The sequence below is a fragment of the Rhodococcus sp. EPR-147 genome, from assembly GCF_001647185.1.
In the GTDB taxonomy this organism is placed as follows: Bacteria; Actinomycetota; Actinomycetes; order Mycobacteriales; family Mycobacteriaceae; genus Rhodococcoides.
The window spans coordinates 1-7293 of record NZ_LVCU01000007.1 but is presented as its reverse complement, the minus strand read 5'-3'; the positions used below and the strand labels follow the sequence as shown (position 1 = coordinate 7293).

The window sequence follows — 7293 nt, the reverse complement described above, 5'->3', positions numbered from 1 at the left end:
CGCCGTATTGCTGGACGCGATTCTCATCCGCTTGGTTCTGCTGCCGGTGTTGTTGCGCTTGACCGGCCACGCCGCATGGTGGTCACCCGCGTGGTTGCGTGCGGTACTCCCCAAGATCGGCTTCTCGCACAGCTGAGTGTCACCGATCCAGAGCAACACGGTGGTGGCCGAGGCCGTACGGCTTCGGCCACCACGACCACTCTTACCCCTAGGGGTAAACTGGAGTTTCATCGAACGAAGGACTGAACGACATGACCGGTGACACCGAAAGCATCGCATTGGTATTGAACCGTCTGCGGCGTGCGCAGGGTCAGCTTGCAGGGGTGATTGCCATGATCGAGAGCGGTCGTGACTGCAAGGATGTCGTCACCCAGCTGGCCGCGGTGTCGAAGGCTCTCGACCGGGCAGGGTTCAAGATCGTCGCCACCGGACTCCGTGAGTGCATCACGGGAGCGGAGACAGGCGAGAAGATGAGCGAAGCGGAACTCGAGAAGCTGTTTCTCGCCCTCGCCTGAGAATCTTCTGCCCACCCCGCAATGGAACGGGGTGGGCAGGACTATTTTCTGGAGAACATGCGGGACAGAAATCCTGGAGACGGCGGATCGGCATCGTGACCCTTGCATCGATTCGACGAGGGAACGCCCCGCATCACCTGGTCGATGTGCTGGCCGCACCCTGCCCACGTCGTCTTTCCGCACTTCTTGCACGTGACGGCTCTACACATGATTTCTCCTCTGTCACTCGAACACCTGACTTCACTATACCCAAGGGGGTATAGCGGTCAGGTCGAGTGGTCGTTCACACGACGGCGCTGTCGCCGCCCAACGTCATGATTGCCGCCTGTAGCAGTGCAGTGGCCTCGTCGGCCACGTCGGCAAGCCCGGAAGCATCGGACAATCCGACCATGACCTGCGGATTCATCGCCTCCACGATCGTGCTGCCTCCGTCGGCTCGGACGACTACGTTGCAGGGCAGCAGCAACCCGACCTGCCGATCCGTATCGATCGCTCCCTTCGCCAATCGCGGATTGCAGGCACCGAGGATGACATAGCGTTCGATGTCGGCGTCGATCTTCGACTTCAACGTGGCCTGCATGTCGATTTCGGTGAGGATGCCGAAACCTTGTTCGGACAGCGCTTTTCGAGTGGCGTCCACAGTGTCCTCGAACGTGGTGTTCACTCGCGTGCTGATGGCCAATTCGGTCATGATGTTCCGATCCTTCGGTTGTCGAGCGTGACAATGCCGAGCATACCCGCATGGGTATCGCACAGCCGGTGAGATGTCGCTTATCCCGCTGACAGACCGGCGTCGATTTGGCATGGTGGAGGTATGCAGCGGCGCGCGGGCGAGAGTTGGTCCGCGGGACCGGTCTCAGTGTTTTTGGTCGCTCCGCGGGCTCCGCTCTCAGGGGTAACCCCTGGGTACATCACGAGAATCGATCACTGCGTCCGAAGCAGGTCCGCACGCTTCGCGTGCTTTGCTGCTCCGAGGACGAAAGATTTCGGTCGCCCCGCGCCGTTGCATGTCACAGCGCTTCACCTGATCGACAGCCGTCCATGACCGAGCGCGAATTGTCCCCACGGGCCGCTGCGACACTGGCTCGGTTGGCGGCCGATGCCGAGTGGACGCGATCGGGCCTCGAGGTCGCGTTCGCGCGTCTCACGCCTGAAAAGGCGTCGTGGTTGGCCGATCGCATCATCAATCTGTATCCGAGCCCGCCGTTCGACGAGGCATCGATATTCGTTCTGTTGCGCGACCTTCCGTTCATCTCGGAGCCTTCGAGGTCTTCGCAGCGACCGCAAGTACGCACCGGCCGCAAACCCTGGCGATTCGAGGTGCCACGCTACGAAACGACCGGTCAGCTCGCGCGATCCCTCGACCTGACGATCTCCGAAATCGAATGGTTCGCCGATCTGCAGGGCAGACTCCGAACCGCACCGTTCCCGTTGCAGCACTATCGGTCTGCGCGACTCGACAAGCGGCAGGGAATCCGCCTGCTGGAGGTTCCGAAACCGCGACTGCGCGAGATCCAGCGAAAGATATTGCGCCGCATCCTCGACCGAATACCGGCGCATCCGGCGGCGCACGGCTTTCGAAAGGCGCGGAGCCCGCGAACCTTTGCGATGCCCCACGCCGAACGCGACGTGGTGATCCCGGTGGATCTCCGACGCTTCTTCCCGTCCATCGGCTTCGATCGAGTGGTCGCGATCTTCGAGGCGGTCGGCTACCCACGGAGGGTAGCGGCAAATCTCGCAGCGCTGTGTACGACGGTCACCCCCGCCGGCGAGTTGATCGGGATGGACCGTCCCACCGCAGCGAGACTTCGTGCCACACATCTGCCGCAGGGTGCGCCCACGTCTCCTGCGTTGGCGAATCTCGCTGCGCGACAACTCGATATCCGAGCCAGTGGACTGGCCCGATCTGTTGGAGCTCGCTACAGCCGATACGCAGACGACCTGGCGTTCTCCGGCGGTGCGGATATCGACGTCGACAGACTGCTGTGGCTGACCTCCCAGATCGCCCACGACGAAGGCTTCACGATCCATCCGGACAAGACCAGGGTCCGACGCGCGCATCAGAGACAACAGCTCACCGGACTCGTCGTCAACTCGTGGCCGGCAGTGCCCCGAGAAGAGTACGACAATCTCAGGGCGCTGCTGCACAACTGCATCACCGCCGGCGTTGCCGAACAGAACCGAAACGACCACAACGACTTTCGGGCCCATGTCTACGGACGCATCGCCCGCATCGGCGAGACCAACGAGACGCGACGAGCAAAGCTGCTAAGTATGGCGTCGCAGGTGAACTGGGACTGAGCCGCGAATCAGCTCCTCGGATTCGGATTCCAGCCTCCGATCGCAGGCGGGAATACAGAACTGAGGAGCGGATACGCCTCAGAGGGCTCGCACTCGCAGAAGCACTCCGGTCTGCGGGAACAACACCGGCAGGGCCACACCGGCCTGCGCGAGCATCGCACCCGACAGTTCCAGTACCCCGCCGTCGGCGATCCACGGCGGCAGTTGGATACCGTTGCCGAGATCGCTCAGTTCACGTACGAATTCGATGCGATACCTGAGGGAGGGATCGAGACCCGGGAGGCGCACGCGATCCGTGCGGTCCTCGGCCGAGGTGTCCATCCGCACCACTGCGTACGCGGCCTCGGAGAAGTCCGCTGCCACGACTCCGTGCACCCAGACGCTCGGGTCGGGGTGGTCGGAGCGCACCACGTCACCGGTGTGCAGTAGCCTGCGCAGTTCCTTGTACAGCGTGGTCCAGGTTGCCAGGTACTCGTGATCCTCGGACGATAGTTCCGTGACGTCCATCTCCAACCCGGCGTGACCGAACAGCGCTGTCAAGCAACGGAATTGGAGCGTGGACCACCGGCCGGATGTGTGCGCGATCTGCGGCCCGACATGGGATCCGATCAACTCCGGCGGCAGCAACTGCGTCGTCCACCGCTGCAGCCGTTGACGTTCGAGTGGATCGTTGGTGTCCGACGCCCAGACCCGGTCGGTGTGTTCGAGGACCTCGAGGTCGATGCGGGCTCCGCCCGATGCGCAGGACTCGAACTCGACCTGTGGATGTCGGGATCGCAAGGCGTCGAGTAACCGATAGAACGCCGAGGTCTGGGCGTGCACAGCAGCGCGTCCGTCGGTATCGACCGCGAGCATCAAGTCGCGGTTGTGATCCCACTTCACGTAGTCCGGCCGCTCGGTCGCCAACACGGTATCGATGGCCGAGAGGAGATAGTCGAAGACATCCTGGCGCGTCAGATTCAGCACGTGCTGATGACGCCACTCGAGTGGAACTCGACCCGGTGCTGCGAGCATCCACTCCGGATGCGCCCGAGCGATATCGGAATCCAGGTTCACCATCTCCGGCTCGAACCACAGGCCGGGGCTCATGCCGAGCTCTCGGACGTGATCGAACAGCGGAGCCAGCCCATCGGGCCAGACGCCCTCGTCCACCTGCCAGTCTCCGAGACCGGCCCGGTCGTCGCGTCGGTGGCGGAACCAGCCGTCGTCGAGAACGAATCTCTCAACGCCCACTCGTGCGGCGACGTCCGCGATGCCGCGCAGCCGGGTGAGATCGTGATCGAAGTAGACGCCTTCCCACACGTTCAGCACCACTGGGCGCGGGGATGTGGGATGTGCTGGGCGGGAGCGCATCCAGCGATGCAGCGACTGCGCCGAACCGTCCAATCCGGCAGAGGAGTACACGAAATGCACCCACGGAGTCGTGTACGTCTCACCTGTCTGCAGCACCACCTCGCCGGGGGCGAGCAGCTCACCGCCGCCCAGCACGCCCGAGGCCTGACCGGCACGCTCGGGCAGACGCTCGGCCAGGTGCAGGTGATCGCCGCTCCAGGCGACATGGGCACCCCATACCTCGCCGCTGCGGAAGCCGAAGCCTTTGCTGCCTGCGGTGAGTACCAGGGTGGCGTCGTGCCCGGTTCTTCCGCGACGCGAGGCACGCGCCACCGTGCCGTGATCGAACCGTCGACGCTGCGGGGTGCGTTCGCGGCAGTGCCGGCCGGTGAGGTCGAGCAGTTCGGTTGCCGTGTCCGGCAACGGCATCAGGGCCACGACGCCGTCGACGGTCAGGGGTTCGCCCGAGACGTTCCGGACACCCTGACGCACCCGCAGTGATCCGCCGACCTCGAGCGACAGTTCTATCGACCACGAGATGCCCAGCTGGCTGTCGGAAGCGTCCACAGTGCAACCGAATTCGGTAGCGGAGACGGTCACATCTGCCCACCGCGGGTACTGCACCGAACCGTCGCGATGCATGGCCAGAGCTGGGGTGCCCTGCCAGGCGTCGTCGCCGCCGGGTGCCAGGGTGAGCCACCGAGGTACGTCGACACTCGAGTGCGGAACTGCGGGTATCGCGGCTCGGCGCAGTTCGGTGAGGTCGTGATCGGAGAGTTCTCCGAGATCGGTACCCCAGTGCAGCACGGCCGGAACTGCGGTGGAGGACGGGCCGAGGATCACCATGACTCCGTCACGGCGCAGGACGGTGAAACTCACTTGTTGGCACCCATCGTCAGACCGGATACGAAATGTCGTTGCAGCGCAATGAAAACCAACACCGTAGGCAGTGCCACCAGCACCGATCCGGCCGCGAGTAGATTAGTGTCGGTGAAGAAGCTGCCCTGCAGATTCTGCAGCGCCGTCGTCACCGGGAGCTTGTCACCGCTGACCATCAGGGCCAGAGCCCAGAAGAAGTCGTTGTAGATCCACGTCACCATGAGTGTCGCGAGGGCAGCCAGTGCGGGCCGGCACAGCGGCATGACGACCTGCCAGTACTGCCGGAACAGCCCGGCTCCGTCGACGGTCGCCGCCTCGAGCAATTCGTGGGGCACGGTCTTCATGTAGTTGCTGAGCACGAAGACGCAGAACCCGGTCTGGAATGCGACGTGCACGATGATCAGGCCCCAGTAGCTGTCGTACAGCGAGCCCGAGGAACTCATCCAGTACGGAACCGGAATTGCGTTGTACAGCCGGAACAGTGGGGTCAGCAGCGTCTGCTGGGGTAGCAGGTTTCCGGCGATGAACACCGCCAACATGAAGATGTTGAACTTCCAGCTGAACCGCGCCAGGATGAACGCCGCCATCGAGCCGAAGAACAGGATGAGCAGCACCGACGGAACGGTGATGATCAGCGAGTTGAGGAAGTAGTGCGGGATGCCGCCGATCTGCCACGAGTCGATGTAGTTGTCCAACGTGAACCCGCCCACCGACAGGTAGCCGTTGAGCAGCACGTAGTCGTAGCTGCGGAACGAGTTGTACACCGCCCACGCCAGTGGAAACAGCCAGGCCACTGCCATGACCGTCAGCAGCACGTAGATCGCGATCTGCGCGGTGCCCGCGCGTCGACGATTGGCGACGGCCGCGCGATTGCGGGTCAGCGGATCGCGCTCGGGAGGTGCTGTGCGCGTGAGTGAAGTGGTCATCAGTCTTTGCTCCGAAGAACGATGGCGAGGTACAGGGCGATGAAGACGAGTGAGATGCCGAGCATGATCGTGGCCAGTGCCGAACCGAAGCCGATGCGGCTCGCCTCACCGACCACGTTGGCCGTCACGAGCGCCGAGATCAGCTCGAGTCCGTTGCGGCCCTTGTTGATCACCCACACCAGGTCGAAAGCGCGTAGCGCCTCGATGACGGTGATCACGATGATCAGTAGGTTGGTGTTCTTCATCAGCGGGAAGATGACGCTGAAGAACGTGCGAATCGGTCCGGCGCCGTCCATCACCGCGGCCTCGCGGACGGACGGGTCGATGGCCTTGAGGCCGGCCAAGTACAACAGCATGATGTAGCCGGTGTGCCGCCAGCCTGCTGCGACCATGACGGCCCAGATGTTGATGTCCGGATCGCCGAGCCAGTCGACGTCGGTACCGAGCAGGCTGTTGAGGACGCCGCCCTCGGTGGAGTAGATGAGCTGCCAGATGAAGCCGATGAGGGCCATCGACAGCACCACGGGGATGTAGAAGATGCTCTGGTAGAGCCGAGATCCCTTGAGGTTCTTGTCCAGCAGGATCGCCAGCAGGATGCCGATGACGGTGGGGACGAGGAACAGGAACACGAGCCACAGCACGTTGTTCTGCAACGCCTGCTGGAACGGTGGGTACGCCTGGACCGCGTCGACGTAGTTCTGGGTACCGATCCACTCGATACTCGACGTGCCGCCGATGCCGTCCCACCGTGCAAACGACAGGATGACCGTGAAGACCGTGGGGATCCAGACGAGTCCGATGACGATCATCGCGGGAACGCCGAGCATCATCGCGATGGTCCACTTCTCGCGAACACTGCGCCTGATCTTCGGCGACTTGACCCGTTCGGGTGCGGTCATGGCATTACCTGATCTCGACGTGGGTGAATGAATTGGGGGCGAGCGGGATTCATGTTCCGAACACCGCCGACTTCTGACGCTCGATGCTGCGGACCAATCCGTCGACGTCGTTCGGGTTGCCGATGAACTGTTGCAGGGCCGGGATCATGACGATCGACGCGAAATCGGGGCGAGTGTCGCGGTCGAAGAACTGCGTGATCTCTCCGGCGTTCTGGACGAGGTCTGCCGACTTACGCACCAGCGCAGGGAAATCCGACAGGTCGGCGTCTCGATGTGCGGGGATGGCCTGCGGATCCTGCTTCGCGTAGGCGACGGCAGGTTCGGGGCCGGTGAGGAAGGTCAGCAGCTTCTCGGCCCCCGGGCGATTGCGTGGATCCGCCCGCATCATGAAGCCGTCCATCGGGGCCTCGACCGCGGAACTGCCGATGGCGGAGTCGAGTT

General features: G+C 63.3%; 6 protein-coding genes and 1 pseudogene. 2 read left to right on the top strand and 5 right to left on the bottom strand.

Going from position 1 to position 7293, the window contains the following annotated elements:
- Positions 1-251: 251 nt before the first annotated feature.
- On the top strand, positions 252-515 hold the full coding sequence (locus tag A2J02_RS00390) for a metal-sensitive transcriptional regulator (RefSeq protein WP_011331580.1): 264 nt from the start codon (positions 252-254) through the stop codon (positions 513-515).
- 283 nt (positions 516-798) lie between these two features.
- Here the strand turns inward: A2J02_RS00390 and A2J02_RS00385 are convergent, their stop codons facing one another.
- Positions 799-1206, bottom strand: coding sequence for a DUF302 domain-containing protein (locus tag A2J02_RS00385; protein ID WP_068045290.1), 408 nt, complete (start codon positions 1204-1206; stop codon positions 799-801).
- A gap of 350 nt (positions 1207-1556) precedes the next feature.
- On the opposite strand from A2J02_RS00385, the gene A2J02_RS00380 reads away from it, so the two are divergent.
- Positions 1557-2816, top strand: a complete 1260-nt coding sequence (locus tag A2J02_RS00380; protein ID WP_068045287.1) for a reverse transcriptase family protein — start codon at positions 1557-1559, stop codon at positions 2814-2816.
- Between the two features lie 78 nt (positions 2817-2894).
- On the opposite strand, the gene A2J02_RS00375 is transcribed toward A2J02_RS00380, so the two are convergent.
- From A2J02_RS00375 to A2J02_RS00360, 4 genes and pseudogenes are all read right to left on the bottom strand, one after another.
- The gene (locus A2J02_RS00375; RefSeq protein WP_231911389.1) at positions 2895-5027 is read right to left on the bottom strand and encodes an alpha-galactosidase; all 2133 of its coding nucleotides are present in this window, start codon (positions 5025-5027) and stop codon (positions 2895-2897) included.
- Complete coding sequence (locus A2J02_RS00370; RefSeq protein ID WP_082898537.1) at positions 5024-5953, bottom strand: carbohydrate ABC transporter permease; 930 nt, start codon at positions 5951-5953, stop codon at positions 5024-5026. The genes A2J02_RS00375 and A2J02_RS00370 overlap by 4 nt, the downstream gene beginning before the upstream one ends.
- Entirely contained in the window at positions 5953-6852 is a 900-nt protein-coding gene (locus A2J02_RS00365) for a carbohydrate ABC transporter permease (protein ID WP_068045284.1), read from the bottom strand. The genes A2J02_RS00370 and A2J02_RS00365 overlap by 1 nt, the downstream gene beginning before the upstream one ends.
- Before the next feature lie 49 nt (positions 6853-6901).
- Positions 6902-7293 (bottom strand): annotated as a pseudogene (locus A2J02_RS00360) (carbohydrate ABC transporter substrate-binding protein); the annotation flags it as partial.

Coding starts and splice junctions, on each gene's coding strand:
- A2J02_RS00390 (WP_011331580.1), top strand. CDS start 252: ATGACCGGTGACACCGAAAGCATCGCATTGGTATTGAACCGTCTGCGG.
- A2J02_RS00385 (WP_068045290.1), bottom strand. CDS start 1,206: ATGACCGAATTGGCCATCAGCACGCGAGTGAACACCACGTTCGAGGAC.
- A2J02_RS00380 (WP_068045287.1), top strand. CDS start 1,557: ATGACCGAGCGCGAATTGTCCCCACGGGCCGCTGCGACACTGGCTCGG.
- A2J02_RS00370 (WP_082898537.1), bottom strand. CDS start 5,953: ATGACCACTTCACTCACGCGCACAGCACCTCCCGAGCGCGATCCGCTG.
- A2J02_RS00365 (WP_068045284.1), bottom strand. CDS start 6,852: ATGACCGCACCCGAACGGGTCAAGTCGCCGAAGATCAGGCGCAGTGTT.